Here is a 24,017-nt window from a genome sequence, read left to right on the forward strand (position 1 = left end):
GGAGCCCGTCCGTGCACCGTCCCCCCACCGCCGAGGCCGAGATCGCGGCCGAACTGGCCGTCCACCGGCCCGGCCTCGGCCCCCGGTACGCGGCCGAGCTGCCCGGCGCGCGCGCCGCCGTCCTGACCCGGCTGTGGCGCGCCCTCACCCACGAGCCGCTGCCCTGGATCGCCGCCCGCGACCTGGCCGCCGGGACGCTGCGCCTGGCGGACGGCCGCCGCCTGCACGGCCCGTCCCCGGACCCGTTCGCGACCGACGGGTACGTCACCGCCGTGCGTCTGGACGGTGCCGTGTACGACGATCCCGCGCGCCTGATGACGGACCTGGGCGTTCCGCACGCGACGGGATTCGCGGCCGAACTCGCGCACAGCGCGGCGTCGTTGGCGCTGTCCCGGGCCGACCGGGAGGAGCCCGGGGAGGATTGGCCCGCCTCTGACTGGGAGTGGGAGCAGCGCGTGATCGACGGTCACCCGTACCACCCCAACTGCCGTTCCCGGCCCGGCTTCTCGGTGGTCGAACAGCTCGCGTACGGTCCGGAGCACCGCGCGCCGGTCCGGCTGAGCCTCGTCCCCGTCCCGGTCGGGGAGTGTCTGACCTCGGGGACGTGGCCGGCGGAATTCCGGGACGGCGGGCGGCTGTTGGTCCCGGCGCACCCCTGGCAGGCCCGGCACGTCCTGAAGCGCACGGCGGACGCGGGGCTGACGGCGCACCCGCTGATGTCCCTGCGCACCCTCGCCCTGCCCGACGGCGGACCGCACGTGAAGACGGCGCTCAGCGCGCGCCTGACCTCCTCCGTGCGGGACATCTCGACCGGTTCGGTGCTCGCCTCGGCAGCCCTGTCGGCGTTCGCGGAGACGGTCGCCGCGCGGACGGACGGCCTGCTCCACGTCACCCGCACCCCGGGCGCGGCGACGGCCGGCTCCCCCGATCTCGCGGCGGTCTGGCGGGAGTCGCCGCTGCGGTACGCGGCGCCGGGCGAGCACATCGTCCCGGTGGCGGCGCTGGCCACCACCGAACTCCCCTCCCGCGCGGGCTGGTTGGCCGCCTTCGCTCGCCTGTGTCTGACCGTCGGCCTGCGACTGCTCGACCTGGGCGTGGCGTTGGAGGCGCACGGCCAGAACCTCCTGGCCGTCCTCTCCGCCGACGGCACCCCCCTCCGGCTGGTCTACCGGGACCTGGCGGACATCCGGGTGAGCCCGGCCCGCCTCGCCCACCACGGAATCCCCCTCCCCGACCTGCCCGAGCGGATCCTCACGGACGACGTGACGGCCCTGCGCAGCAAGCTGTTCGGCTCCCTGGTGGCCGGCGCCCTGGGCTCGACGGCGGGCAGCCGGACGGCCCTGGCCCAGGCCCTGGAGACGGCCCTCCCGGACCTCCCGCCCACCCCCGACCTCACGGCACTGCGTGAACTCCCGCTCCCCACCAAGGCGTTGACGCTGATGCGGCTGTCCCCGGGGGTGAGCGGGGACCAATGGGCACTGCTGCCCAACCCGTCGCGGAACTGACCGTGCGTACGGGGCCGTTGCCCCCCGGTGACCGTTTTGAAGCGGAGCGCTCCCGCTCACTAAGATCCGTCGATGATCAGAACACAACGGCTGGCGGCAGGGGTCTGCGCTCTGCTCGCCTCGCTCGCGGCCGGGCTCGCGTTCCCGACCGCGGCGGCGGCCGACGAAACCACCGCGCTCTCGCCCAAGGTCGACCTGGTGCTCGACGTCAGCGGCTCGATGCGGACGAAGGACATCGACGGCGGGACGCGGATGGCCGCGGCCAAGCAGGCGTTCAACGAGGTGCTCGACGCGACCCCGGAGACCGTCCTGCTCGGCATCCGCACCCTCGGGGCCAACTACCCGGGCGACGACCAGAAGACGGGCTGCAAGGACACCGCGCAGCTCTACCAGGTCGGCCCGCTGGACCGCACCGAGGCGAAGGCGGCGGTGGCGACCCTCTCCCCGACCGGCTGGACGCCGATCGGCCCGGCGCTGCTCGCGGCGGCCGGTGACCTGGAGGGCGGCACCGGTTCGAAGCGGATCGTGCTGATCAGCGACGGCGAGGACACCTGCGCGCCGCTGGACCCCTGCGAGGTGGCCCGCGAGATCGCGGCCAAGGGCATCGGGCTGACCATCGACACGCTGGGCCTGGTGCCCAACACGAAGATGCGCCAGCAGCTCAGCTGTATCGCGGAGGCGACCGGCGGGACGTACACGTCGGTGGAGCACACCACCGAACTCACCGACAAGGTCAACCAGTTGGTGGACCGGGCGGCGGCGCCCGTGGTGACGCCGGTGGCCACCGAGGGCGCCGCGTCCTGCGCGGGCGCGCCGGCCCTGAAGTCCGGTCTCTACACGGACCGTACGGAGTTCGCGCGCCAGCGCTGGTACAAGGTCGACGTCAAGCCGGGCCAGGAGCTGCGGAGTTCGGTGAGCGTGTCGGCCGACCGGGCGGTGAGCCCCAACTACGGCCTGCTGCTGCGGGCGGTGACGCTGAGCGGCCGTGAGATCGTGCGCGGCGAGGCGTCGGGCACCGGGCGAACCGACGTGCTGTCGACGGGACTTCGCTATCCGAAGGAGGAGAGCGACGAGGACGACGCTCCGGCGGAGACGGTGTGCCTCCAGGTCACGAACTCCTTCACGCCGGCGGCCGGGGTGAAGACGACGCCGGGTCTGCCGCTCGAACTGACCGTGGACGTGGTGGACGGCCCGTCGCAGGCGAGCGACGTCGCGTCGTTCGGCCTCGGGCGCGGCTGGTGGCTGCTCGGGGTGCTGGTGCTCGTCGGGTTCCTGGCGGGTCTGCTGTGGGGCTGGCTGTCGCGCTGGCGTGTCGCGGTGTGGAGGACCAACTGATGCGTATCACCCGAGTGTTGAGCACGGCCCTGCTGGCGCTTGGCCTGGCCGCGGCGCCGGCCGCCGCCGACTCCACGCCCTCGCCGAGCGCGTCCGCCGACGTGAAGGTGCCGGTCTCCGCGGGGACCTCGTTCCGGACGGCGGCGGAGATCGAGCAGGGGCAAACGGCGACGGCGAGCGGTTCGACCGGTGACTACATGTACTGGTCGTTCCCGGCCGACGCGAAGCAACGCCCCACGGTCAAGGCCACGTTGAAGCTCCCTCAGGCCCACACCGGCCAGACCTGGCAGCTCGACGTGTACGACGGCTTGCGGCGCCGCCAGGCGTGCCAGTACGGCGCGCAGACGCACACCGCCGCGCCGGGCACCAACTCGCTCGAACTCGCCTGTGTGCTGCGGACGGTGCGGTCCTGGGCGGAGCCGTGGGCCAACGACCCGCTGCCGGGCACGTATTACGTCCGGCTGACGGCCGTCGGTGTGAAGACCGCCGACCTCGGGCTGCCGGTCTCCGCTGAACTCCGCGTGGACTCCAAGAACATGGGCGGCGCGGCGGCCGTCGACGGGTCGCTCTCGGAGCCGCTGGTGCCGGGCGTCTCGGTCACCAAGGCCGAGGATTCGAAGGCGTCCCTGTTCAGCCTGGAGCCCGAGGACGGCTGGGACTCCGGCTGGTGGTCGAGCCGTTGGGTGTGGACCGGGGTCGGGGCGATCCTCGCCGCGCTCGCCGGGATCGGGGGGTACGCGCTGACGCGGGGGTCGGGGCGGCCCTCGCGGGTGCCGCCCGGCGCCTGAGGGACCGTCACGATGCCCACCGCTCACCGGCGGTGGGCATCGGTCGTCTCACGCCTCGCGCAGCGCCTTCGCGAGGGCGCCGTCACCGCTGACCTCGACGCGGCCGGCGCGGACGGCGTCGGCCAGGCCCAACTCCCCGCGCGCTATGGCCGTGCAGGTGTCCGTGTCGAGCGCGAGCCGCGCGTCCGCCTCGACCGGGGCGACCCCGTCGCCGTACACGGCGCCGTCCGTGCCGCCGACGTACAGATGGAACTCGCCTTCGTCCAGATGGACTTGAACGACTCCCTCGCCGTCGAGCGCGCGCAGCAGGGGCAGGGCGAACCAGTGGGCGCGGACGGCGTCGGTGGGGCGGCGTTCGCCCAGCTCGGCCTGGCCCCACGCGCCGAGGGCCTGGAGGACGTGCAGCAACTGCCGTCCGCGCACGGTGAGTTCGTAGACGTAGGCCGCGCCGGGCGGGGGGAGCCGGCGGCGGGTGGTGAGGCCGTCGCGTTCCATGTCCTTGAGCCGGGAGGCGAGTACGTCCGTGCTGACGCCGGGGAGGTCGGCGTGCAGGTCGGTGTAGCGGCGCGGGCCGGCCAGCAGCTCCCGGACGATCAGCAGGGTCCAGCGGTCGCCGACGACGTCGAGCGCGCGGGCGGCGGAACAGTACTGGTCGTAGCTTCGGCGAGGTGACATGCGACGCAGTCTAGACATGTTGTTGGACTTTCCAAGCTCCCACTTGGTAAAACCAAGCATCACGAGTTTCCGGAGGGACGCATGGAGTTCCGGCAGTCGAACAAGCTCAGCGAGGTCTGCTACGAGATCCGCGGGCCGGTGATCGAGCACGCCAACGCGCTGGAGGAGGCGGGGCACAGCGTGCTGCGCCTCAACACCGGCAACCCCGCGCTCTTCGGGTTCGAGGCGCCCGAGGAGATCGTCCAGGACATGATCCGGATGCTCCCGCAGGCCCACGGCTACACCGACTCGCGCGGCATCCTCTCCGCCCGGCGCGCGGTCTCCCAGCGCTACCAGAAACTGGGGGTCGAGGTCGACGTCGACCACGTCTACCTCGGCAACGGCATCTCCGAGCTGATCTCGATGGCCGTCCAGGCGCTGATCGAGGACGGCGACGAAATCCTCATCCCCGCACCGGACTTCCCCCTCTGGACGGCCGTCACGACCCTCGCGGGCGGCAAGGCCGTGCACTACCTGTGCGACGAGCAGTCCGACTGGAACCCCGACCTCGCGGACATGGCGTCGAAGATCACCGACCGGACCAAGGCGGTCGTGATCATCAACCCCAACAACCCGACGGGCGCGGTGTATCCGAAGGAGGTCGTCGAGGGCATCCTCGATCTCGCCCGCCGGCACGGGCTGATGGTCCTCGCGGACGAGATCTACGACCAGATCCTCTACGACGACGCCGTCCACCACTCCGCCGCCGCGCTCGCCCCCGACCTCGTCGTCCTCACGTTCTGCGGGCTCTCCAAGACGTACCGCGTGGCCGGGTTCCGCTCGGGCTGGCTCGCCGTCTCCGGGCCCACCCAGCACGCCAGGAACTACCTGGAGGGCCTGACCATGCTGGCGTCCATGCGCCTGTGCGCCAACGCGCCCGCGCAGTACGCCATCCAGGCCGCCCTCGGCGGACGCCAGTCGATCAACGACCTCACCGCGCCCGGCGGCCGCCTCCACGAACAGCGCGACGTCGCCTGGCGGCGCCTCAACGAGATCCCCGGCGTCTCCTGCGTCCGCCCCAAGGGCTCCCTCTACGCCTTCCCCCGCCTCGACCCCAAGGTCTACCCCATCCACGACGACGAGAAGTTCGTCCTCGACCTCCTCCTGCGCGAGAAGATCCAGGTCGTCCAGGGCACGGGCTTCAACTGGCCCACCCCCGACCACTTCCGCATCCTCACCCTGCCCCACGCGGACGACCTGGAGGCGGCCATCGGCCGCATCGGCCGGTTCCTCAGCGGGTACCGGCAGTAGTCGGCCCAGGGGCCGTTGTCAGTGGTGCGTCGTAGCCTTCGGAGCAGGAGAGGAGGTGCGACGTGACACGGGTGCCGACGGCCGCGCAGCGCAGGGTGATCGAGGGGGCCGAGCCGGTGAGCGGGCGGTTGCGGGGGACGGCCGCTCAGCTGGAGGGGCTGGTGAAGCGGGGGCTGGCGTTCCGGCATCCCCGGCCGCCGCACGATCACTTTCTGACGCCGGCGGGGCATCGGGGGCGGGAGGAGATCGGGCGGGAGCCGGTCGCCGCGCCGTCCGAGGCCGACAGCGGGGTGTTCGTCGCGCGGATCGGGGGCGAGGAGGAGGCCGTCGGGCCTTCGCGGGCGCGCGAGGTGCACAGCGCCTGGCAGGGGCTGCTCGAACTGCGCCGGATGACCAATCCGGACGGCGACACCAGTCGCCCGTGCGCGTGGGAACGCACGCATCTCGTCCGGGGCGCCGCGCTGGCCCTGGAGGCGGCGGGGCTGCGGCCCGCGGGGGCCGGTGACGAGGGGTACCGGGTGCGGGCCACGCCCCAGCCGGAGGCGGTCGCCGTGTACGGCCCCGAACTCCCCGAGTACGCCGGGGTGTTGGAGGCCGCCGGCTGGCAGGTCAGCGAGCACACCGACACGCGGTCCCGGGAACGGTACCTGCTGGCCTCACCCAGGCGGAGGTGAACCACCGGCGACCCGGCCACGGAACACCCCTCCCGCGCGCCGTCGGCGAGGGCACGGCCCTGCGGTGGCCCGGCCTGGCCGAGCCGCCCCGCACGCCGGCCGACAGCGCCGCATCCACCGCGCCACCGCCGACCTCTGTCCCGCGCCGCCCGCACGCCCGCACGCCCGCCGACCTCATCACCTCACTCCGCCCCCCGCCAGCAGCGAGCCCGGCCCCTCCCCTCCCCTCCTCACCCCGCCCAGCCCCCACCGCGAGCCCAGTCGGCCCCGCCCTCACCCCGCCGCGATCTCCGCCAGCCTCCGCGCCTCCGCCCGGGTCGAGCGGGCGATCTCGTCCTCGTCGGCGGTCAACAGGCGCCCGTTCTCGACGATCTGACGCCCATTGACGAACGACGCCGTCACCGGGGCCGCCGCCCCGAAGACCAGCGCCGTCACCGGATCGGCGATCGACGCGTGGGCCAGCGTGTCCATCCGCCACAGCACGAGGTCGGCCAGCTTGCCGGGTTCCAGCGAGCCGATCTCCCGTGCGCGGCCCAGGACTTGGGCGCCGCCGTAGGTGCCGAGCCGCAACGCCTGCCGGGCGTTCAGCGCGGCCTCCCGGTGCGCCCCCAGCCGGTTGATGAGCAGCGCGTTGCGCAACTCCGTGTGAAGCTCGCCGGATTCGTTGGAGGCGGTGCCGTCGACGCCGAGGCCGACGGGGACGCCGGCGGCGAGCAGGTCGGGGACGCGGGCGATCCCGGCGGCCAACCGGGCGTTGGAGGAGGGGCAGTGGGCGACGCCCGTGCCGGTGCGGGCGAACGCCGCGATGTCGGAGTCGTTCATGTGGACGCAGTGGGCCATCCAGACGTCCTCGCCGAGCCAGCCCGTGGACTCGAAGTAGTCGGTCGGGCCCATGCCGAAGAGTTCGTGGCAGAACTTCTCCTCCTCGACCGTCTCCGAGCCGTGCGTGTGCAGGCGCACACCGAGGCGGCGGGCCAACTCGGCGCCCTGGCGCATGAGTTCGGTGGAGACGGAGAACGGGGAGCAGGGGGCGACGGCGACCTGGGTCATCGCGTCGAAGGAGGGGTCGTGGTGGCGGCGCACCGTCTCCTCGGTCGCCGTGAGCGCGCCGTCCAGACTCTCCACCGCGAAGTCCGGGGGCAGGCCGCCGTCCGACTCGCCGCGGTCCATGGAGCCGCGCGCGAGGGTGAAGCGGACGCCCAGGTCGCGGGCGGCGCCGATGATCGCGGCGGAGAGGTCGCCGGTGCCGCGCGGGAAGACGTAGTGGTGGTCCATCGCGGTGGTGACGCCGCCGCGCGCCATCATCGCGAGGGAGCCCTCGGCGGCGGCGCGGACCATCGGCTCGTCGATGCGCGCCCAGGTCGGGTAGAGGGCGACGAGCCAGTCGAAGAGGTTGTGGTCGGTCGCGAGGCCCCGGGTGATCCACTGGTAGTAGTGGTGGTGGGTGTTGACGAGGCCGGGGGTGACCAGATGGCCCGTCGCGTCGATGCGGCGGGCGACGTCCGCAAGGCCCTCGGGGGCCGGGCCCGCGCCGAGCGATTCGATGCGGTTGCCGTGCAGGACGACGTGACCGGTCGCGTGCTCGGTGTCGGCGGCGTCCACGGTCGCGATCGCCGCGTTCTCGATGACGATGCGCTGGGCCATCGCTCAAGTCCTCTCGGGGAAGGGCGTGTTCAGAGGTTGGTGAGGTCGACGGGGATGCGCGCCTCGGCGCCGTCGCGCAGGATCGTCGCCTCGATGAGGCCGTAGGGGCGGTCGGCGGCGAAGTAGACCTCGTTGTCGTTCTTGAGGCCGAACGGCTTCAGGTCGACGAGGAAGTGGTGCTTGTTGGGGAGCGAGAAGCGGATCTCGTCGATCTCCGGGCGGTGTTCGACGACGCGGGCGCCCATCGCGTACAGGGTCTGTTGGAGGGAGAGCGAGTAGGTCTCGGCGAACGCCTCCAGGATGTGCCGCTTCGTCTGCGCGTAGGACTCCTGCCAGTCGGGCAACTCGCCTTCCTCGCCGGACCAGTTGAAGCGCCAGCGGGCGGCGACGTCGGTGGCGAGGATGCGGTCGTACGCCTCGGGGAGGGTCGTGTACTCGTCCTTGACGTAGCCCCAGAACTCGGAGTTGGTCGAGTTGAGGACGGTGAGGTCCTTCAGCCCGGACACCACCTCCCATGACACACCGTCAAAAGTGACCTGGGCGAGGCGGGTTTCCTGTCCCTTGCGGACGAAGGAGTGCTCGCCCTCGCCGCCGTGCTCGATCCGCTCCCAGGCGAACTCCTCGATGCGGACGCGGGCTTGGTGGATCGTCTCCTGCGAGGTGACGAAGTGCCGGGCGAGGTGGATGCCGAACTGCTCGGCTGAGTCGACGCCGTACTCCTTGGCGAACGCGTACACCGTGTTCTTGGTGGTGTCGGTCGGCAGGACGCTGGCGTTGGATCCCGAGTAGTGGACCTCGCCCATGTCGCCGCTGAGGGAGACGGAGACGTTCAGGTCCTTGATGTGATGCGTGGCGCCGTCGCGGACGACGCGGACCACTCTGGTCTCGGCCTTGCCGTACTGGTTCTGGCCCAGCGTTGCGCGGGTCATGGTCCTAGCTCCCTCGGTAGACGGAGTACCCGAACGGGTTCAGCAGCAGCGGTACGTGGTAGTGCTCGCCGGGTTCGACGGCGAACGCGACGGCGACCTCCGGGAAGAACGCGGTGTCGACGTCGAAGACGAGGCGGGCGTGCGCGGTGCCGTCCGGCAGGGGCGGGAAGTCGGTGCAGCGGCCGTCCGCGTCGGTCCGCGCGGTGCCGACGTCCTGCCAGTCGCCGCCGGTGCGGGCGGCGAGGCGGACGGGGACGCCGGCGGCGGGGCGGCCGGCGGTGGTGTCCAGGATGTGCGTGGACACGGTGCTGGTCATGCGGGGTCACCTTCGACGAGTCGTGCGAGCCGGATGCGGTTGATCTTCCCGAGTTCCCCCCGGACGATCTCGCGTTCGCGCTCCGGCGTGTTCCCGATCCGTTCCCGGGCGGCGTCGCGCAGTTGCCCGCCGGTCAGGCCGGTCGCGCAGATCAGGAAGACGTGGCCGAACTTCTCCTGGTAGGCGAGGTTCAGTTCGAGCATCTGTGCCTTCAGTTCCGTGTCCGCGCCGCTCATCCCGCACTGTTCGCGGGATGAGACGGGGTCGCCCGGCCGGGGTCGCCCGATCGGCGGGTGCCCCGCGAGGGCGGCGTCCAGTCCGGCGTCGTCCAACTCGTGGACGGCCGTCTCGCCGGCGGCGTACAGGGCCTCGGCGGTGGGGTACGGGCGGGACGCCAGCAGGCGCCGGACCCAGGCCGGGGCGGCGCACACCTCGGTGAGGGCGGCGTGGGCGGCCGGCTCGGGGAGCGTGTTGAACCGGGTCAGGCCCGGGGAGGGGGGCGTCACGGCGTCAGCTAACGCCGTCGCACGAACGTTCGTCAACAGTTTGTTGAAAATTCTGGGTTACACGGGATGCCCGGTGGGACTACGCGAGGTGCCCGGCGGGGTTACCGGTAGGACTACGCGCCCTTCTCCCGGTTCAGGTAGTTGTAGACCGTGAACCGGCTCACACCGAGCGCGCTCGCCACCGTCTCCACACCGTGCCGCACGGTGAACGCGCCCCGCGCCTCCAGCGTCCGCACGATCTCCTGCTTGGCCCTGCGGTCCAGGTCCGCGAGGGGTTTGCCGAGCTTGCGCTCCATCGCGGCCAGGATGTGATCGAGCGAGTCGGCGAGCTGGGGCAGCCGGACGGCGACGGCGTCGGCGCCGGCCCAGGTCAGGACGACGTCGTCGGGGCCCGCCTCGTCGGCCGGGACCAGCTCGCCGCCGATCGCGTCGACCAGGGGCTTGACGGCCGCGATGAAGGCGTCGGGCTCGTTCACGCCCCCTCCCCCACCACGTTGACCTGGAGCGACACCCGCGTCGCCCCCGCCTCCAGCGCCTGCCTCAGCACCGCGTCGACGGCCCCGAGGACCGCCTCCGCACCCCCCTCGGCCGTGTTCCCGAACGGCCCGACGTCGACGGCGTCCAGCTCCGCCGCCTCCAGCGCCCGCCGCGCGGCCAGCGCGTGTCCCGGCACCTCGTCCAGGTCGAACGGCTCGGTCGTGAACTCCACTCGCAATCGCACGCGCACAACCTAACGTGCGGCGGGGGGCGGAGGGCAGCCCCGAAGGGACCCTGGCCGGCTGTGCCAGAATCGGGCTTCCGGCATGCGGAACTCGATCGGGGAGCGGCGATGGGCTTCACGGACCTGCGGTACACCGTCAACGTGTCGATCCTGTTCACCGAACTCCCCCTGCTGGAACGGCCGGCGGCGGTCGCGGCGAGCGGTTTCGGGAACGTCGAGATGTGGTGGCCGTGGCCGGACGCGGCCGTGCCGGACCGGGGTCGGCTGGACGCGTTGCGGCGGGCGATCGAGGAGGCGGGGGTGCGGCTCACCGGGCTGAACTTCTACTCCGGGCAGCTCCCCGGCCCCGACCGGGGCGCGCTGTCCGTGCCGGGCGTGGCGGCGGAGCGGTTCCGGGAGAACGTCGACGTCGTCACCGAGTTCGCGGGCTCGCTGGGGTGCCGGGCGCTCAACGCGCCGTACGGCAACCGGATCGACGGGGTGGACCCCGCCGAGCAGGACGAACTCGCCCTGGACAACCTCGCGTACGCGGCGCGCGCGGCGCACGGGATCGGGGCCGTGCTGCTGGTCGAGGCGCTGAACCGGGTGGAGTCGCCGAGGTATCCGCTGCACAGCGCTTCAGCGGCCGTCGACGTCGTGAACCGCGTCAACTCCCTTACGGGACTGGGCAATGCGCGGTATCTGATGGACCTGTACCACCTCGGCGTCAACGGCGAGGACGTCCCCGCCGCGATCGACCGCCACGCCGGCGTCACCGGCCATGTCCAGATCGCGGACGCGCCGGGACGCGGCGTGCCGGGAACGGGCACGCTGCCGTTGCGGGCATGGCTGGAACGGCTGACGGACGCCGGGTACGACGGGCTCGTGGGGCTGGAGTACATGCCCGGCGACGCGGGGAGCGGCGGGGCGTTCGAGTGGCTGTGAACCGGCGTTGAGGCAGGGCGCCTCACCAGCGTCGTATCTGCGCATAAATGCGTTACGGCACCGGTCGTAGCAGCCGTACGGAAACCTCAAATGAACCTCTGAAGACGCGCCCGGGGGCTTCAACCGGCCCGGAACCAGGGCACATTGAGTGCATGCGGGGCCCGTCGGAACGGGGGCGGCGGGTCCCGCGCGGGGGCGCCTTCGCGGCCGGACGGGGGAACGGGGGAACCCGGCCGCGAGGCACCGCCCTAGCCCCCGTACATCTCCCGCAGCTCGATCTTCCGTACCTTCCCCGACACCGTCATGGGGAACGACTCCAGCACCTGCACCCGGGTCGGGATCTTGTAGTGGGCGAGGCGGCCCGCACAGAAGGCGCGGATCTCCTCCAGGGTGGGCGGGTCGCCGGGGTCGTGGGGGATGACGCAGGCGAGGACTTCCTCGCCGTACGTCTCGTGGGCCGCGCCGACGACCTGGACGTCACGGATCCTGGGGTGCCCGTACAGGAACTCCTCGATCTCGCGGGGGTAGATGTTCTCGCCGCCCCGGATGATCATGTCCTTGATGCGGCCGACGATCTCGACGTACCCGTCGTCCCGCATGACCGCGAGGTCGCCGGTGTGCATCCAGCGTCCGGCGTCGACGGACTCGGCGGTCTTCTCGGGCTCGTTCCAGTAGCCGAGCATGACGCTGTAGCCCCGGGTGCACAACTCGCCCGCGCGGCCCCGGAGTTGGGTCACCCCGGTGGCCGGGTCGACGATCTTCACCTCGATGTGCGGCAGGACGCGGCCGACGGTCCGGGTGCGGTGTTCGAGGTCGTCGTCGCGCCGGGTCTGGAGCGACACCGGGGACGTCTCGGTCATGCCGTAGCAGATGGAGACCTCGGCCATGTGCATCTCGGCGACGACGCGTTTCATCACCTCGACCGGGCAGGGCGAGCCCGCCATGATGCCGGTGCGCAGGCTGGTCAGGTCGTAGGCGGCGAAGTCGGGGAGGTTCAGCTCCGCGATGAACATGGTCGGCACGCCGTACAGGGATGTGCACCGCTCCTGTTCGACCGCCCTGAGCGTGGCCCCGGGGTCGAAGGAGGGGGCGGGGATGACGACGCAGGCGCCGTGCGAGGTGGCCGCGAGGTTGCCCATCACCATGCCGAAACAGTGGTAGAAGGGCACCGGCACGCAGATCCGGTCGCGCTCGTCGTAGGCGATCGACTCCCCCACGAAGTAACCGTTGTTGAGGATGTTGTGGTGCGAGAGCGTGGCCCCCTTGGGGAACCCCGTCGTGCCGGACGTGTACTGGATGTTGATCGGGTCGTCGCAGGACAACTCGGCCTCGCGGGCGAGGAGTTCACCGCGCGGTACTCCACCGCCACGGGCGAGGAACGCGTCCCACCCCGGGTCCCCGAAGTACACGGCCTCTCGCAACTCGGGGCAGCGGCCCCGCACTTGGCCGACCATCGCCCGGTAGTCGCTGCTCTTGTGGCCGGTGGAGGCGAACAGCAGCGACACCCCGGCCTGGTCGAGCACGTAGGCGACCTCGTGCGTGCGGTAGGCGGGGTTGATGTTCACCATCACCGCGCCGATCCGCGCGGTCGCGTACTGCACGAGCACCCACTCGGGCGTGTTCACCGCCCAGATCCCGACCCGGTCCCCCCTGGCGACCCCGCTCGCCAGCAGCGCGCACGCCAACTCCTCGACGTCGGCGGCGAATTCGGCGTACGTCCAGCGCCGCCCCGACGGCACGTCGACCAGCACCTCACGCCCGCCCCAGCGCGCCACGGCCCGGTCGAGGTCGGCCCCTATGGTGTGCCCGATGAGGGGAACGGCCCCGGTGCCGTGCGCGTAGGAGAGGGCGCCACCGGGAGAGCCGTCGCCCGAGGAGCCCGCGCCTCCGAACGCGTCCCGCGAACTCCCGTCCCCGAGAGGCCCGTTCACCGGACACCCACCCGCGAACGACCCGGCACGCGAACGCCGTTGCCGGGGGCGGGAGTCGCGGCGCCAGCCGTCGTCGAGGCCGTGGCCGCGCGGACGGCCGCTCCCGGCAGCCGAGTCACACGGCCGACTGCGCGCAGCCGACGGGCCGCCCGGACTCCCCTCCCCCGTGGGGGAGTCGCCGGCGCGCCCACTGCCGAGGCGCCCGCTACCGGCGCGCCCCCTGCGGGCGGGAAGTCCTCCGGCCGACCGCCTCGCCGACCCCCGCCGCCCGTACCCCCGTCCCCGCCCCTGTCCCCGGCTCCCGCCCTCACCGGAAGTCCTCCTCGCGGTACTCGTTCCGCGACCCCTCCGCCGTCGCCTCGCGAAGCTCTATCCGCCGGATCTTCCCGGACACCGTCTTCGGCAGCGGCGCGAACTCCAGCCGCTTGACCCGCTTGTAGGGCGCGAGCACCTTGCGGGAGTGCTCGAAGAGCAGGGCCGCCGTCTCGGGCCCCGGCGTCCACCCGGCCGCGAGGACCACGTACGCCTTGGGCACCGCGAGCCGCACCTCGTCCGGCGCGGGGACGACCGCCGCCTCCGCGACCGCCTCGTGTTCGAGGAGCGCGCTCTCCAGCTCGAAGGGCGAGATCTTGTAGTCGCTGGCCTTGAAGACGTCGTCGCTGCGCCCGATGTACGTGAGGTAGCCGTCCGCGTCGCGGGAGGCGACGTCGCCGGTGCGGTAGTAGCCGCCGGCCATCGCCTCGGCGGTGCGGTCGGCGTCGCCGTGGTAGCCGGTCATGAGGCCGACGGGGCGGGCCGAGAGGTCGAGCGCGATCTCGCCCTCGGTGACGCCGGGCGCGCCGGAGACGGGGTCGAGGAGTTCGACGCGGTAGCCGGGGCTGGGGCGGCCCATGGAGCCCGTCTTGAGGGGCTGGCCGGGGCTGTTGGCGACCTGGACGGCCGTCTCCGTCTGCCCGAAGCCGTCCCGGATGGTGAGGCCCCAGGCACGCCGTACCCGCTCTATCACTTCGGGGTTGAGGGGTTCCCCGGCGGCGACGGCCTCGCGGGGCGGGGTGGCGAGTTGGCCGAGGTCGGCCTGGATGAGCATGCGCCAGACGGTCGGCGGCGCGCAGAACGTGGTCACCCCGGCCCGGTCCATCTCGGCCATCAGCCGACTCGCGTCGAACCGGGCGTAGTTGAAGATGAAGACGGTCGCCTCGGCGTTCCAGGGCGCGAAGAGGTTGGACCAGGCGTGCTTGGCCCAGCCGGGCGAGGAGATGTTGAGGTGGACGTCGCCGGGCTTCAGGCCGATCCAGTACATGGTCGACAGGTGGCCGATGGGGTAGGACGCGTGGGTGTGCTCGACGAGCTTGGGGCGGGCGGTCGTCCCGGAGGTGAAGTAGAGCATCAACGGGTCGTCGGCCAGGGTCTCACCGTCGGGGGTGAACCCGTCGGACGCGGAGTGGACGCCCGCGTAGTCGTGCCAGCCCTGGACGGGTTCGCCGACCGCGATGCGGGTGTAACGGCCGGGCACCTCGGCGAACTTGGGGGCGTCGGCGGAGCGGGTGATGACGTGGCGCACCCGGCCCCGGTCGACGCGGTCGCGCAGATCCGCCGGGCCCAGCAGGGGAGTTGCCGGGATGACGACGGCGCGCAGCTTCATCGCGGCGAGGGCGATCTCCCACAACTCGGCCTGGTTGCCCAGCATCACGAGGACGCGGTCCTCGGCGCGCACGCCGCGTGCGGTGAGCCAGTTCGCGACCTGGTTGGAGCGGGCGGACAACTCGGCGAAGGACAGCTTCAGTTCGGTGCCGTCCTCCTCCACGATGTGCAGCGCGGTGCGGTCGTTGCCGGCCGCGATCGTGTCGAACCAGTCGAGCGCCCAGTTGAAGCGTTCGGGGCGGGGCCATTCGAACCCGGCGTACGCGGCGGCGTAGTCCTCACGGTGCGCCAGCAGGAAGTCGCGGGCTCTGCGGAACCCGTCCGCCGAACCGGCGGAAACGGCAGAGGGGTTGGAATCGATGGAAACCCGTACAGAGAACGAATCCCGCGTCACCATGTGTAGTCCTCCTGTCCACGGAGAGCGATCCTCCGGTCCGCTCCCGCTCCGTACCGGTCCATTGCCCGGCGGCACTCTGCCATCGTGTAATCCGTGATGCAGGTCTCACTACCCCCGAACGGGGGTGTGCGCGGCGGCAAGGCCGTAGAAAGAGGCGGGTGCAGGGTGGCAGCGGACGCGTCGGGAACGATGGAGATTCATGGCGCGCTCGTTCGGTTGCGCAGGACCACCGGGTTGCCGGTGACGTTCGGCGGGCCGGCCGAGCAGGGCCAGCGGCGGATGCGGATCACGGAGATGAGCGGCGCGCGCACGTCGTCGCTGCGCGGTCTCGCGGTGACGGCCGGATACGGGCTGGGCGGCAAGACGCTCGCCCTGGCCCGGCCGATCGCGGTGAGCGACTACTCGGTCTCGCGGCAGATCAGCCACGAGTACGACGTCGCGGTCGCCGAGGAGGGCATCCGGTCGGTGCTGGCGGTGCCGATCGTGGTGCACCGCCGGGTGCGCGGCGTGCTGTACGGGGCGCTGCGCACCGCGCTGCCGCTGGGCGACCGGATGCTGGTCGCGGCGGTGGACGTGGCGCGCGACGTCGAGCAGGCGCTGGTGGTGCAGGACGAGGCGCGGGCGCTGCTGGAGGCGGCGCACCCGGCCCCGGAGCCGGGGCGCCCGGCGGACGCGGCGGGCTGGGAGCAGGTCCGGGAGGCGCACGCGGCGCTGCGGGCGCTGGCCCCCCGGATCACCGACCCGCAGTTGCGGGCGGAACTTCTCGACGCCTGCGGTCTGCTGACATTGAGCGCGGAGCAGGCGCGATCCGTAGAAAGCGGTACCGCGCTCGCCCCGCGCGAGCTGGACGTCCTCGCCTGCGTGGCGGCCGGGGCGACCAACGCGGTGATCGCCGAGCGGCTGGGGCTCAGGCCCGAGACGATCAAGGGTTATCTGCGCTCGGCGATGCGCAAACTGGGTTCGAGGACCCGGGGCGAGGCGGTCGTGGCGGCGCGGCGGGCGGGGCTGCTGCCGTAGGTGCCGCACGCGCCCGGGGGTCGGTTTCCGGACAGGGAAGGGGTGGCCGATGATGACGAGCGATTCAGTCGTGCGGTTACTGAATTTCTCCATGCCGTCGGCTGTTGTCTCCCTCACCACGGTGTCCGTCCGAATTTCAAAGCGACGTTGCCTAGAATTTGGCCCGCACACGACATTCGGAGGGGAGCGGTGACCGTGCGACGGGACTTCAAGGAGTCTGCCCGATGCCGCCCCGACCTGGTCATCGGCAGGGACGAGCTGTGGGCGTCGGCCCGCGACCAGCTCGCGGGCGGCGGCAGCGTGCTGCTCCACGGACCGGCCGGAATCGGAAAGTCGACGGTCCTGCGCGCTTTGGCGACGGATTACGGCGAGAGCGCGCACACGGTGCTGCGCTGCTCGGCCACCGAATCCGAATCCCATCTCCCCTTCCTGGCCCTCGCCGACCTCTTCGGGCTGGTCCTCGACGAGGTCGCCCCCGCCCTGCCCGCCGCCCAGCGCACCGCGCTCGAATCGGCGCTCACCGGGCGCGGCGAGTCCACCCTCCAGCGCGACGGCCTCGCCCTGCGCCTGGCCGTCCTGTCGGCCCTGCGCGCCCTGGCCGCGCGCGGTCCCGTCCTGGTCGTCGCCGACGACATGCAGTGGCTGGATCCGGCCAGCGCCGAACTCCTCGGCTTCGCCGCGCGCCGGCTCGGCGACACCCCCGTCCAGCTCCTGTGCGCGGTGCGGACCGAGGGCCAGGAGTACGACCGTCAGCTGCGCTCGTCCCCGCCGGACACCCTCGCGATCCGGCTGAACGCCCTCTCGCGTGCGCACGTCTCCGCGCTGCTCGACCACCGCGGCTACACCGAGCTGCCCCGCTCGACCGTCCGGGACATCCACCGCACCAGCGGCGGCAACCCCCTGTACGCGCTGGAGCTGGGCCGCGCCCTGAGCGAGATGCCGACCGCGCCGCGCCCCGGCGAGCCGCTGCCGGTGCCGACCTCGCTGCGCGCCCTGGTCCTGTCCCGCCTCGACATGCTCTCGGCGGAGGCCCGCCGCACCCTGCTCGTCGCCAGCGCCGGCGCCCGCCCCACCCTCGCCCTGCTGCACGCGGCCGGCCGCGAGAACGCCGAGGCGGAGACCGCGCAGGCCGCCGCGCTGGGCCTGCTCGCGACGGAGCCCGAGGGCCCCGCCGTCCGCTTCGCGCACCCGCTGATCTCGGCCGCGCTCTACGCGGAGGCGCCCGCGCAGGACCGGCGGGCCGCGCACGCGGCGCTGTCGACGGCGGCCTCCGACCCGATCGAACGCGCCCGGCACCTGGCGCTGGCCACCACCGGCACCGACCCGGAGGTCGCCGACCGGCTCTCCGAGGCCGCCGCCCTCGCCCGCGACCGGGGCGCCCCCTCGGTCGCCGCCTCCCTCGGCCTGCTCGCCGCCCGGCACACCCCGCAGGGCGCGACGCCCTCCCCCGACGAACGCCGGCTGGAGGCCGGCGAGGACGCGATCACCGCGGGCGAGGCCGACTTCGCCCGCGACATCGCCCACGACGTGCTGACCCGGGCCACCGCGCCCGCCGACCGGGTGCGCGCCTGGATGGTCGTCATCGAGTCGGCCGGGCAGGCGCTCGGCGAGGTCGACGCGGTCTTCCCGAAGGTCCTCGCCGACGCGGGCGACGACCCGCGCCTGCTCGCCCTCGTGCACTACCAGCTCTCCTGGCGGGGCCTGGTGGTGGACGGCGACTTCGCCGAGGCCCGCCGGCAGGCCGCGCACGCCGCCGAACTCGCCGAGCGCGGGGGCGACCGGCGCACCGAGCTGATGGCGCTGTCCCTGCGCGCGTCCACCGAAACCCTCATGGGCCACGCGGACGCGCCCGCCACCATCAAGAAGGCCCTGCGCGAACCCCAGTTCGCGGACGTCGCCTGCCACCACAACGGGCCCGCGATGGCCCGCTTCCGCTGGCTCATGATGAGCGACCAGCTCCCCGAGGCGCGCACCACCATCACCGCGCTCCTGCGCGAGGTGCAGCGGCGCGGCGTCGTCGAGAGCGAGGTGCACTTCCAGCGCTTCCTCGCCGAGACCGAACTGCGCTCCGGGCACTGCGGACGCGCCCTCGACCTCGCCCGCGAGTCCCTGCGCCTCGCCCGCGACTCCGGGATCGGGCTCGGCGCCTCCGCGATGCTGACGTCCATGGCGGAGGCGTCCGGCGGCGACGTCGAACGCGCCCTGGACCTCGCCCGCGAGGCCGCCGGGCGCGCCGAGGCCGACGGCGATCAGATGTACCTGTCCAAGGCGCTCGCCTCCCTCGGGTACGCCCAGCTCGTCGCCGACGACCCGGCGGGCGCCGTGCACTCGCTGCGCCGGGTGCGGGAGCTGGAGCAGGGCCTCGGCATCACCGACCCCGCGCGCGGGCGCTGGCAGGGCGACCTCGCCGAAGCCCTCGTGCGGATCGGGGAGCCCGCCGAGGCGCAGGACGTCATCGACGTCACCCGCGCGCACGCCGTGCGGCTCGGCCGGGAGAGCATCATCGCCGTCCTCGACCGCGCGGAAGCCCTCGTGCGGGCCGCCCGCGGTGAGCACGAGGCCGCGATCGCCCAGCTGACGTCCGTCCAGGACCGGCTGGCCAAGCTCGGGTACGCCCTGGAGGAGGCCCGCGCGGCGTTCGCGCTGGCCCGGCTGCGGACCCGGCGCCCCGGGCCGACGTCCTACGACGAGGCCGCCCGGCTGCTGCGCCGGTGCCGGGCCGTGCCGTGGCTGCGGCTGGTCGACGCGGCGCTCGCGGCGCCGGAGCCGCAGGAGCCGCCGGCCGAGGTGGAGCGGCAGCCCGCCGCCGACGCGCTGGAGGGGCTGGCCTCGATGGAGCGTCAGGTCGCGGCGCTGGTCATGGAGGGCGCCACCAACCGGGAGATCGCCGCGCGCCTGTTCATCAGCGTCAAGACCGTGGAAGCGACCCTGACCCGGGTCTACCGCAAGCTGGGGATCCGCTCCCGGGTGGACATCGTGCGGCTCGCGGCGGGGCGGCGGGCGACCTGAGGGGGCGGCCGGTTTACTGCCGTTGACCGGCAATCCGGGGTTTACCCGCGTAGCACCGAGGGTTTTCCCTGTCCGGGTCCCCTAGGGGGTTCCCTCATTGGGGTGAGGGTGTGACGGGCCATAGGTTTTGGGACGTGCCGCTCAGCCGGGCACACGGGGGTCGGTCCCGCGACCCCCGTGCACCACAACCCCCCACAACACAACAGCACACAGCACCCGCGCGTACTCCCCACGAGCCCCCTCCCCCACGAGGAGACACAGTGTCCGCGCTCCACCGTGCGAGAAAGGCCGCCGTAGCCCTGACGGCGACCGCCGCAGCGGCAGCCACCCTGTCGCTCGGCACCCCGTCGGCATCGGCAGCACCCCAGCCGATCGTCGGCGGCACGACGACCACCACGACGTCGTATCCGTTCATGATGCAGATCACGGACGCCTCGCAGAATCAATTCTGCGGTGGCACCCTCGTCGCCCCGACGAAGGTCGTGACCGCCGCGCACTGCGTGGTCGACGAGACCGCGAGCAGCGTCCGGGTGGTCGGCGGCCGGACGTATCTGAACGGCACGAACGGCACCGTGAGCCGGGTCGGCGACATCTGGATCCACCCCGACTACACCGACGTCACCAACGGCGATGACGTGGCGGTCCTCACCCTGTCCACCTCGATGCCGTACACCACGGCCCCGTACGTCTCCTCCGCCCAGACGAACGTGTACGCGGCCGGCACCACCGCCCGGATTCTCGGCTGGGGCACCACGTCCGAGAACGGCAGCTCCTCCAACCAGCTGCGGACCGCGACCGTCCCGGTCGTGTCCGACTCCGGTTGCGGCAGCGCCTACGGTTCGGACTTCGTCCGGTCCGACATGGTCTGCGCCGGATACACGTCCGGCGGCACCGACTCCTGCCAGGGCGACAGCGGCGGTCCCCTGCTCATCGGGGGCGTCCTGGCAGGGATCACTTCCTGGGGAGAGGGGTGCGCGAAGGCCGGTTACCCGGGTGTCTACACCCGGCTGACCACCTTCTCGTCCCTCGTGACCTCCGAGGTCAACTCGTAGAGGTCCACCCGGGAGCACGACCAGGGGGCGTTGCGGGCCTCCACGAGCGGCCCGCAACGCCCCCTGTCCATATCTCCTTCACGGCACCAGCGTCCCGAACCTCAGCTCGTACCCCTCCCCGGGATACAGCGTCCCCATCGTCCGGGCCGCCTCCTCCTCCAGCGCCTCCCGCTCAACCCCCGTGAGCCGGCCGAAGGGCTGGACGGTGAGGACGCCGTCCGCGAGTTTCCACACGCCCGCGAGGAACCCGTCCACCAGGAACGTCGGGAAGGCCATGTTCCCGACCCACGTCCGGCCCCAGTACTCCGCCGGGATCACCCGGGTGCGGTCCGCGTGGGACAGGAGCAGGTTGTCGTACTCGGGCAGGAGGCGGGGCGGGGCCGGGGTCGCGGGGTCGGGGCGGGGCGCGTCGGGGACGTCGAAGAGTTCGGTGCCCCGCTCGTCGCGGAACGTCAGCAGCCTCGGGCGCAGCCGCTCGAACACCGGACGCAGCCGGGTCACGCCGGCCCAGGTCTGCGCGTCCTTGACGGAGGCGGGGCCGAAGGCGGCGAGGTAGCGCAGGACGATGTCGTCGACGTCGTACGCGGGCGCGGTCCGCCCCAGCCAGTGGCCGGCCGTCGTCAGCGCGACCTGTCCGCTCCGGCCCCACACGCCGCGCGGTGTCACCTGCACCAGCGGGAGCAGGCAGCGGGCGGCGATGCCGAGGGCCTGGGGGTCGGCGTCGGGCCACTCGGCGGCGAGGGCTTCCCGCACCTCCTTCGGGGTGCGGGGCTCCTCCTCGACCAGGGCGCGGGCGCGCGCGGCGACCCGGTCGAGGTCGACGCCGGTGAGCCCTTTGCGGAACACCTTCAGCTCACGCTCGCGCGCGAGCTGGGCGAACGGCCCGAGTCCGAGGCAGTCCTCGGCGGTGTGCAGGTGGATCGTGGAGCGCAGGGTGACCATGCGGACGGCGTCCCGGCCGGTCATGAGCCGGGCGAGGGCGTCCGGCGTGAACCCGTCGAGGCGGGCGGCGAGGGAGTGGTAGGGCGGCCTGACGTTCTGCGCCTGGAGCCCGACGAGGTGGGCCACGGCGTCCCGCACCCCGGTGTCCGACCGGCGCAGGAGGAGTTGCCGGGCGAGGGTGGCGCGGTTGAGGGCGCGGGGGGAGAGGACCGTCATGCAGTGCACGGTAGCTGTCCTCTAGGTCAGATCCTGGCCTCGTTGCGGCCTCTCTCGCGCCCGCTCGTGTTTCCCGGGCCGCGTATATCCTGCCCGTGATCGTCAGGAAACGGACAGACCCGACACCACCGGGAGGCAGCCGCGATGCCCGAGCGACGCCGCGCCGCGAAGTTCCCCCGCAGACCGGTCTGGCGCCGCACCCCGCCGCCGCCCCCTCGGCCGGACCCGCCCCGCCCCGCGCACCGCGCCGCGCCCGAGCCGCCCGCCCCGGCGGAGACCGGCAGCGTCGTCGAGGCGGCCCTGTACCGCGACGGCGTCCGCATCTCCTCGCCCGCGAGCCTCGCCGACACCTACCGTGAACTCCGCGAGCAGGCGGGCAGCCTGGCGTGGATCGGCCTCGCGCGGCCGACCGAGGCCGAACTGCACTCCCTGGCCACGGAGTTCGGGCTGCACCCGCTCGCCGTCGAGGACGCGAAGGAGGCCCACCAGCGGCCCAAGCTGGAGCGCTACGGCGACACCCTCTTCGTCGTGCTGCGCGCGGCGCGCTATCTGGACGCCCCCGAGGAGATCGACTTCGGCGAGCTGCACGTCTTCCTCGGCCCCGACTTCGTCCTCACGGTCCGGCACGCCGACGCCCCCGACCTGTCCGCCGTGCGCCGGCGCATGGAGGAGACCCCGGAGCTGCTGCGGCTTGGCACCGAGGCCGTCCTGTACGCGATCCTGGACGCCGTCGTCGACGGGTACGCGCCCGTCGTCTCCGGTGTCCAGAACGACATCGACGAGATCGAGACGGAGGTCTTCCGCGGCGACCCCGAGGTGTCCCGGCGCATCTACGAACTCTCCCGCGAGATGGTCGAGTTCCAGCGCGCCACCCGTCCGCTGGTCGGGATGCTGCACGGCCTGATGGCCGGCTTCTCCAAGTACGGCACGGACGACGAACTCCAGCGCTACCTGCGCGACGTCGCCGACCACGTCACGCACACCAGCGAACGCGTCGACGGTTTCCGCCAGGCCCTCACGGAGATCCTGACCGTCAACGCGACCCTGGTGACCCAGCAGCAGAACGCCGAGATGCGGGCGCTCGCCGAGGCGGGCTTCGAACAGAACGAGGAGGTCAAGAAGATCTCCTCGTGGGCCGCGATCCTCTTCGCCCCGACCCTCGTCGGCACCATCTACGGCATGAACTTCACCCACATGCCCGAACTCGACTGGCCGCTCGGCTACCCCTTCGCCCTCGCCCTCATGGGCGTCGTCTGCGTGAGCCTGTACGTCGTCTTCAAACGCCGGGACTGGCTCTGAGCGTCTGTGCCACATACACGGTCAGCCGCGCAGGAACCGTTCGCCGAGGAATTCGCCCGGCGCCGGGGCCGGGGGGAGGTAGGCGAGGGCCGAGGCGCGGTGTTCGGCGTAGGGGTGGAGGTCGTCGGTGGTGGCGAGGCGTTCCTGGACGCGGGTGAAGAGGGCGGGGTCGCGCATGTAGGCGAGGAAGAGGAGGCCCCGGTCGGCGGGGCCGTTGTCGTAGGCGCAGCCCCGGCGGAGCATGCGGGCGCCGCCGTCGAGGCGGGGGCTGGCGGCGCGGACGTGGGAGTGGAGGGGGGTGGTGTAGCGGCCCTCGGGGGTCTTGGCGAAGACGTCGACGTCGTCGTGTTCGTGGCGGCGGCCGAGGGGGGCGCCGGTCGTCTTGTGGCGGCCGATCGTCTGTTCCTGGGTGGTCAGGGGGAGGCTGGTGAATTCCTTCACCTTGAGGTGGACGCGGCGGACGACGAGGTAGGTCGCGTCGTCCGTCCAGATCCAGCGTTCGCACTCCTCGGGGGTCGGGTTCTCGGTGCCGTCCTTGAAGCCCAGGAGGTTGCGGGGGGTCTGGCCCGGTTCGGTCGGGGGGAGGAAGCCGTGCTGGCGCCAGCGGGGGCGGAGGGTGCCGGCCGCCGCGGTGAGGAGTGCGGTCGTCTTCGCGGTGAGGGTCTGCCGGGTGGGGGCGGCCAGGTGGAGGAGGAGGTCCGTGCTGGTGCGGGTGAGCCGGTCGCCGGGGAACGGGGGGAGGTCGCGCAGGAGGGCGGGGGGTGTGCGGGCCAGGCGCGGGGGGAGGGTGGGGCCGAAGCCGAGGGCCGCGGTGAGGGCGGGCTCCTGGGGGTGCAGGAGGAGGGGGGTCCAGCGGGTCAGGGTCTGGGTGAGGGCCTTCAGCGCCGCCGGTCCCGTCAGGTGGGGGGCCAGGTCCAGGGCGAGGACCAGGGTCGCGGGCTGGTGGGGGGTGGGGATGCGCTGTCTGCGGGGCGGGGTGGGGGGTGCCGTGCGCGGTGCCGGGGGCGGGAACCTCGTGCAGGCGGTCGCCGTGACGCCGGCCAGGCCCGCCGCGGTGGCGGTCAGGAGGGTGCGGCGGGCGGGGGCTGAGGGCAGGTGGTGTTCGGTCATCTCAGTCATGGGAATTTCGGACGATACCGCCGCGATCATCCGGAAACCGGTCACCTTCGGGTACGTGTCCCCGGCGCCGTCGCGCCCGAGGAGTAG

General features: G+C 72.8%; 21 protein-coding genes. 10 read left to right on the forward strand and 11 right to left on the reverse strand.

The features are described from left to right. Positions 1 to 11: 11 nt before the first annotated feature. The 3 genes from IAG44_RS07995 to IAG44_RS08005 all read left to right on the forward strand — a co-directional run bounded on the left by IAG44_RS07995 (position 12) and on the right by IAG44_RS08005 (position 3,628). Positions 12 to 1,505 carry an IucA/IucC family protein gene (locus IAG44_RS07995; protein WP_187746423.1) on the forward strand — a complete coding sequence of 498 codons (1,494 nt, stop codon included), beginning with the start codon at positions 12 to 14 and terminating at the stop codon, positions 1,503 to 1,505. Between the two features lie 72 nt (positions 1,506 to 1,577). After that, entirely contained in the window at positions 1,578 to 2,840 is a 1,263-nt protein-coding gene (locus IAG44_RS08000; protein WP_187746424.1) for a VWA domain-containing protein, read from the forward strand. Further along, positions 2,840 to 3,628, forward strand: a complete 789-nt coding sequence (locus IAG44_RS08005; RefSeq protein WP_187746425.1) for a hypothetical protein — start codon at positions 2,840 to 2,842, stop codon at positions 3,626 to 3,628. Before IAG44_RS08000 ends, IAG44_RS08005 begins: the two co-directional genes overlap by 1 nt. Positions 3,629 to 3,676: 48 nt before the next feature. Here the strand turns inward: IAG44_RS08005 and IAG44_RS08010 are convergent, their stop codons facing one another. Then, positions 3,677 to 4,303 (reverse strand): winged helix-turn-helix transcriptional regulator, encoded by a 627-nt coding sequence (locus IAG44_RS08010; protein WP_187746426.1) that lies wholly within the window; start codon positions 4,301 to 4,303, stop codon positions 3,677 to 3,679. 81 nt (positions 4,304 to 4,384) lie between these two features. On the opposite strand from IAG44_RS08010, the gene IAG44_RS08015 reads away from it, so the two are divergent. Continuing rightward, on the forward strand, positions 4,385 to 5,593 hold the full coding sequence (locus IAG44_RS08015) for a pyridoxal phosphate-dependent aminotransferase (RefSeq protein WP_187746427.1): 1,209 nt from the start codon (positions 4,385 to 4,387) through the stop codon (positions 5,591 to 5,593). Positions 5,594 to 5,655: 62 nt separating this feature from the next. Continuing rightward, entirely contained in the window at positions 5,656 to 6,267 is a 612-nt protein-coding gene (locus tag IAG44_RS08020) for a hypothetical protein (protein WP_187746428.1), read from the forward strand. Between the two features lie 273 nt (positions 6,268 to 6,540). On the opposite strand, the gene IAG44_RS08025 is transcribed toward IAG44_RS08020, so the two are convergent. From IAG44_RS08025 to IAG44_RS08050, 6 genes are all read right to left on the reverse strand, one after another. Continuing rightward, on the reverse strand, positions 6,541 to 7,911 hold the full coding sequence (locus tag IAG44_RS08025) for an 8-oxoguanine deaminase (protein ID WP_187746429.1): 1,371 nt from the start codon (positions 7,909 to 7,911) through the stop codon (positions 6,541 to 6,543). 29 nt (positions 7,912 to 7,940) lie between these two features. After that, entirely contained in the window at positions 7,941 to 8,840 is a 900-nt protein-coding gene (pucL, locus tag IAG44_RS08030; protein ID WP_187746430.1) for a factor-independent urate hydroxylase, read from the reverse strand. A gap of 4 nt (positions 8,841 to 8,844) precedes the next feature. Next, the gene (gene uraH, locus IAG44_RS08035) at positions 8,845 to 9,156 is read right to left on the reverse strand and encodes a hydroxyisourate hydrolase (RefSeq protein ID WP_187746431.1); all 312 of its coding nucleotides are present in this window, start codon (positions 9,154 to 9,156) and stop codon (positions 8,845 to 8,847) included. Then, entirely contained in the window at positions 9,153 to 9,662 is a 510-nt protein-coding gene (uraD, locus tag IAG44_RS08040; RefSeq protein WP_187746432.1) for a 2-oxo-4-hydroxy-4-carboxy-5-ureidoimidazoline decarboxylase, read from the reverse strand. Before uraD ends, uraH begins: the two co-directional genes overlap by 4 nt. A 113-nt stretch (positions 9,663 to 9,775) precedes the next feature. Then, positions 9,776 to 10,138, reverse strand: a complete 363-nt coding sequence (locus IAG44_RS08045) for a helix-turn-helix domain-containing protein (RefSeq protein WP_187746433.1) — start codon at positions 10,136 to 10,138, stop codon at positions 9,776 to 9,778. Further along, the gene (locus IAG44_RS08050) at positions 10,135 to 10,383 is read right to left on the reverse strand and encodes a hypothetical protein (protein ID WP_187746434.1); all 249 of its coding nucleotides are present in this window, start codon (positions 10,381 to 10,383) and stop codon (positions 10,135 to 10,137) included. Before IAG44_RS08050 ends, IAG44_RS08045 begins: the two co-directional genes overlap by 4 nt. A gap of 108 nt (positions 10,384 to 10,491) precedes the next feature. On the opposite strand from IAG44_RS08050, the gene IAG44_RS08055 reads away from it, so the two are divergent. Beyond that, complete coding sequence (locus IAG44_RS08055) at positions 10,492 to 11,307, forward strand: TIM barrel protein (RefSeq protein ID WP_187746435.1); 816 nt, start codon at positions 10,492 to 10,494, stop codon at positions 11,305 to 11,307. Between the two features lie 248 nt (positions 11,308 to 11,555). Here IAG44_RS08055 and IAG44_RS08060 read toward each other — a convergent pair whose 3' ends face one another. Both IAG44_RS08060 and IAG44_RS08065 read right to left on the reverse strand, forming a co-directional pair. Next, positions 11,556 to 13,118 carry an AMP-binding protein gene (locus IAG44_RS08060; RefSeq protein ID WP_246563968.1) on the reverse strand — a complete coding sequence of 521 codons (1,563 nt, stop codon included), beginning with the start codon at positions 13,116 to 13,118 and terminating at the stop codon, positions 11,556 to 11,558. Between the two features lie 427 nt (positions 13,119 to 13,545). Beyond that, positions 13,546 to 15,276 (reverse strand): AMP-binding protein, encoded by a 1,731-nt coding sequence (locus IAG44_RS08065; RefSeq protein ID WP_246561572.1) that lies wholly within the window; start codon positions 15,274 to 15,276, stop codon positions 13,546 to 13,548. Between the two features lie 189 nt (positions 15,277 to 15,465). Between IAG44_RS08065 and IAG44_RS08070 the strand changes: the two genes are divergently transcribed. The 3 genes from IAG44_RS08070 to IAG44_RS08080 all read left to right on the forward strand — a co-directional run bounded on the left by IAG44_RS08070 (position 15,466) and on the right by IAG44_RS08080 (position 20,354). Next, positions 15,466 to 16,293 (forward strand): helix-turn-helix transcriptional regulator, encoded by an 828-nt coding sequence (locus tag IAG44_RS08070; RefSeq protein ID WP_187746437.1) that lies wholly within the window; start codon positions 15,466 to 15,468, stop codon positions 16,291 to 16,293. Between the two features lie 189 nt (positions 16,294 to 16,482). Beyond that, positions 16,483 to 19,302 carry a helix-turn-helix transcriptional regulator gene (locus IAG44_RS08075; RefSeq protein ID WP_187746438.1) on the forward strand — a complete coding sequence of 940 codons (2,820 nt, stop codon included), beginning with the start codon at positions 16,483 to 16,485 and terminating at the stop codon, positions 19,300 to 19,302. 260 nt (positions 19,303 to 19,562) lie between these two features. After that, positions 19,563 to 20,354, forward strand: a complete 792-nt coding sequence (locus IAG44_RS08080; protein WP_187746439.1) for a S1 family peptidase — start codon at positions 19,563 to 19,565, stop codon at positions 20,352 to 20,354. A 78-nt stretch (positions 20,355 to 20,432) separates the two neighbouring features. Here the strand turns inward: IAG44_RS08080 and IAG44_RS08085 are convergent, their stop codons facing one another. Next, entirely contained in the window at positions 20,433 to 21,512 is a 1,080-nt protein-coding gene (locus IAG44_RS08085) for a winged helix DNA-binding domain-containing protein (protein ID WP_187746440.1), read from the reverse strand. Between the two features lie 144 nt (positions 21,513 to 21,656). Between IAG44_RS08085 and IAG44_RS08090 the strand changes: the two genes are divergently transcribed. After that, complete coding sequence (locus IAG44_RS08090) at positions 21,657 to 22,811, forward strand: magnesium and cobalt transport protein CorA (RefSeq protein ID WP_187746441.1); 1,155 nt, start codon at positions 21,657 to 21,659, stop codon at positions 22,809 to 22,811. A 21-nt stretch (positions 22,812 to 22,832) separates the two neighbouring features. Here IAG44_RS08090 and IAG44_RS08095 read toward each other — a convergent pair whose 3' ends face one another. Continuing rightward, positions 22,833 to 23,930 (reverse strand): Dyp-type peroxidase, encoded by a 1,098-nt coding sequence (locus tag IAG44_RS08095; protein WP_187746442.1) that lies wholly within the window; start codon positions 23,928 to 23,930, stop codon positions 22,833 to 22,835. Positions 23,931 to 24,017: the final 87 nt, after the last annotated feature.

The organism is Streptomyces roseirectus (assembly GCF_014489635.1).
In the GTDB taxonomy this organism is placed as follows: Bacteria; Actinomycetota; Actinomycetes; order Streptomycetales; family Streptomycetaceae; genus Streptomyces; species Streptomyces roseirectus.

What these genes read in the sequence shown, in the direction of transcription:
- IAG44_RS08000 (WP_187746424.1), top strand. Translation starts at nt 1,578, where the DNA reads ATGATCAGAACACAACGGCTGGCGGCAGGGGTCTGCGCTCTGCTCGCC.
- IAG44_RS08005 (WP_187746425.1), top strand. Translation starts at nt 2,840, where the DNA reads ATGCGTATCACCCGAGTGTTGAGCACGGCCCTGCTGGCGCTTGGCCTG.
- IAG44_RS08010 (WP_187746426.1), bottom strand. Translation starts at nt 4,303, where the DNA reads ATGTCACCTCGCCGAAGCTACGACCAGTACTGTTCCGCCGCCCGCGCG.
- IAG44_RS08015 (WP_187746427.1), top strand. Translation starts at nt 4,385, where the DNA reads ATGGAGTTCCGGCAGTCGAACAAGCTCAGCGAGGTCTGCTACGAGATC.
- IAG44_RS08025 (WP_187746429.1), bottom strand. Translation starts at nt 7,911, where the DNA reads ATGGCCCAGCGCATCGTCATCGAGAACGCGGCGATCGCGACCGTGGAC.
- pucL (WP_187746430.1), bottom strand. Translation starts at nt 8,840, where the DNA reads ATGACCCGCGCAACGCTGGGCCAGAACCAGTACGGCAAGGCCGAGACC.
- uraH (WP_187746431.1), bottom strand. Translation starts at nt 9,156, where the DNA reads ATGACCAGCACCGTGTCCACGCACATCCTGGACACCACCGCCGGCCGC.
- IAG44_RS08055 (WP_187746435.1), top strand. Translation starts at nt 10,492, where the DNA reads ATGGGCTTCACGGACCTGCGGTACACCGTCAACGTGTCGATCCTGTTC.
- IAG44_RS08065 (WP_246561572.1), bottom strand. Translation starts at nt 15,276, where the DNA reads ATGGTGACGCGGGATTCGTTCTCTGTACGGGTTTCCATCGATTCCAAC.
- IAG44_RS08070 (WP_187746437.1), top strand. Translation starts at nt 15,466, where the DNA reads ATGGAGATTCATGGCGCGCTCGTTCGGTTGCGCAGGACCACCGGGTTG.
- IAG44_RS08085 (WP_187746440.1), bottom strand. Translation starts at nt 21,512, where the DNA reads ATGACGGTCCTCTCCCCCCGCGCCCTCAACCGCGCCACCCTCGCCCGG.
- IAG44_RS08090 (WP_187746441.1), top strand. Translation starts at nt 21,657, where the DNA reads ATGCCCGAGCGACGCCGCGCCGCGAAGTTCCCCCGCAGACCGGTCTGG.
- IAG44_RS08095 (WP_187746442.1), bottom strand. Translation starts at nt 23,930, where the DNA reads ATGACTGAGATGACCGAACACCACCTGCCCTCAGCCCCCGCCCGCCGC.